The following is a 2,663-nucleotide window of genomic DNA, read 5'->3' as shown; positions in this document are numbered from 1 at the left end:
GAAGATGGTAGTGGAACTAGAGAACGATTCGAAGATTTTCTAGAAAATGAAGATATTAAATTTAACTCACATATAGAATTAAGTAATCTAGAAGCTATTATAAATTATGTGAAGTTGAATATGGGTGGGAGCTGTGTTCCATATATATCTGTTTTAGATGAAGAAAATACAAAATCAATAAATATATATAGATTAAAAGATTATAATATTAAGAGATCTTTATATAGTGCTATACACAAAGATAAGTATATATCTAAGCCTATAAAATGCTTTATGGAGTTTTGTGAAAAAATAGAGAGTTTAAACAATAAATAATTATACAAAAAAATTCAAGCTTATATATAAATCCAAGAAAACGCATTGATAATTTTATCAATGTGTTTTTTTATGTTTTAATTAAAGTCTTTTATATGTTAACTATGTTATGATTCATACTAAAAAAGCTATTGACTTAGAGTTAACTTCAAGTTGTATAAATTAGTTTAAAAATACTTTATCTAATTCTCTTTGTGCATTATATCTAATTGATATCTAAACAAAATTAAAATGTAAATTACTTGCAACATATTTGTAAATAAAAATTAGTTGAGCGATTAATATTATATAGTCTATACTGTAGAAAGTGGACACAGAAAGATAAATTAATTAATTTAGATAAAAAAATTTAGAGTAGGAGAAGAAATAATATGATAAAACGTATAATACCATTAATACTATCTGGAATATTACTTATGACAGGGTGTACAAATAATAAAACAGAAACAAACGAGACTGTAGAGTCAACAAAGCTTACGTATTCTAATTTAGTAGATGAAAAAACTCAAAATGAGATAAGAGATATACTAATAGAAAATAAAATAGATAAAAAACAAGCAGATTATTTTATCAAACTTGTACAAAATTATAATGAGAAATCAGATATAAATAAGTTAGAAACATCTAAGGAAGGTTTTACAAGTATAAAAACACAGCAAGTTAAATATGATGAATTATATTTAGATGAAAAATGGGACATTGAAGAACTGGGCTATATGGATTTTAACTGTAGATTAACTGCATTTTCAATATTTAAAGATTACATTAAATCAGGAGAAAAATTTACTGGTGATGATATTAATTTAATGTTTGATATTGAAGCAATAGATAATAACCCTGTTAGTGAATTTAGCAAAGAAGATGTAGATAAATTTACTAACTTATATTCAGCTATAAAAGTGGAAAATACAGAAGATGTAAATAAGCATGCAGAAGCTATAAAGAAAGAATGGGAAAAAAGAAAAATATCATTCGTAGATAACAAAAATATATCAATGATAAATGTATTTTTACACTCACCAGAACAGAATGAAGTATTTGTAGGGCATGTAGGTATTTTATTACAGACAAAAGATGGATTATTATTTATTGAGAAATATGCACCATCTTTACCATACCAAGTTTCTAAGTTTAAAAATAAATCAGAATTAAAAACATATTTAATGGATAGATTAGATAATGATACATCTGATAACGGATCATCAAAACCAATAATAATGGAAAATAATGAGTTAATTAAATAGAGTAAACAAAAAATAGAGGACCGTGTCCTCTATTTTTTATTGCAAGCAATTATATTAAAACAATAGTGAAAGTAATCATTAAAAAAGCAGAGTAATCTGTATTTTTTTAGTAAAATAGTTGTAGAGCATAAAGAAAATAATAAAATAATTAAAATTTATCATAAAAAATAAAACCTTTTATAAAAACACCTCGTTATATAAGTGAAAGGAGGTAATAAATTGCCACAGAATGATGAGAAATTAATAAAAGAGATACTAAAAGGAAATGAAAGTGCAATGGAAATACTAGTCAAAAGGCACTATGACCTGGTACATAGCTATATATATAGAGTTACAAATGACTATAATATATCCTACGATATAACCCAAGATGTATTTATAAAAATGATGAAAAATATAGATAAATACAATTTAGAAAATGGGAAATTTAAAAATTGGTTATTAAAAATAGCAGTAAATACAACAAAAGACTATTTTAAAAGTAGCACATATAAGCAAAGAGTTGAAAACTGTGATATAGAAAATCATCAAATAGAAGATACATCAAATGTTATTGATATAATTTCTAAAAAAGAGGAAGCAATAAAAATAAAAGAATCTATAGAGAATTTGCCAAATCTTCAAAGGGAAGCAATACTATTAAAATATTACAATGATTTAAAAATAAAAGAAATAAGCAACATTACGGGAGATAATGAAAACACAATAAAATCAAGATTATTCAATGGAATTAGAAATTTAAAGAAATTACTTGGAGGTGATATATTTGAAGAAGAGTCACAATATACACAAACTAAGATGTGAAAACATAGAAGATGAACAATTTGAAAATTTACTAGAAGCAGATTTAATGGATATAGAAGATTATTTAGATAGTTATGTAGTCAATCAAGTTGACGAAGAAAAAATAGATTCTACAATTGATATATTAAAAGCATATATGCCAAAAGAAGAAGTAGAGACTGCTAAGAAAGATGTTAGAATTTTTGATGTAATAAAAGAAAATCTAGGATTAATTAAATTACAGCTTAGTTTAATTAGCAGATTATATCTAATACTATCATTGTTATTAATATTAGTAGGTACTATAGCTACTGTTAAGTT

The 2,663-nt window shown here is 24.0% G+C and carries 3 protein-coding genes and 1 pseudogene; all 4 read left to right on the top strand.

What is annotated here, in order from left to right:
- A partial coding sequence (locus J7G74_RS06170; protein WP_297133190.1) for a LysR substrate-binding domain-containing protein occupies positions 1-315 on the top strand: 315 nt, incomplete at its 5' end.
- A 371-nt stretch (positions 316-686) separates the two neighbouring features.
- Positions 687-1,559, top strand: coding sequence for a DUF4300 family protein (locus J7G74_RS06165; protein WP_297133188.1), 873 nt, complete (start codon positions 687-689; stop codon positions 1,557-1,559).
- A 219-nt stretch (positions 1,560-1,778) separates the two neighbouring features.
- Complete coding sequence (locus tag J7G74_RS06160) at positions 1,779-2,363, top strand: RNA polymerase sigma factor (protein WP_297133186.1); 585 nt, start codon at positions 1,779-1,781, stop codon at positions 2,361-2,363.
- A pseudogene (locus tag J7G74_RS06155) lies at positions 2,326-2,663 on the top strand (hypothetical protein); the annotation flags it as partial. The gene J7G74_RS06160 and the pseudogene J7G74_RS06155, both read left to right, overlap by 38 nt.

Source organism: Terrisporobacter sp. (assembly GCF_017888745.1).
Lineage (GTDB): Bacteria > Bacillota > Clostridia > Peptostreptococcales > Peptostreptococcaceae > Terrisporobacter.
The sequence above is the reverse complement of the archived record's forward strand: the minus strand, read 5'-3'. Positions and strand labels throughout refer to the sequence as shown.

Excerpts from the sequence above, each read along its gene's own strand:
- J7G74_RS06165 (WP_297133188.1), top strand. The coding sequence starts at position 687 with ATGATAAAACGTATAATACCATTAATACTATCTGGAATATTACTTATG.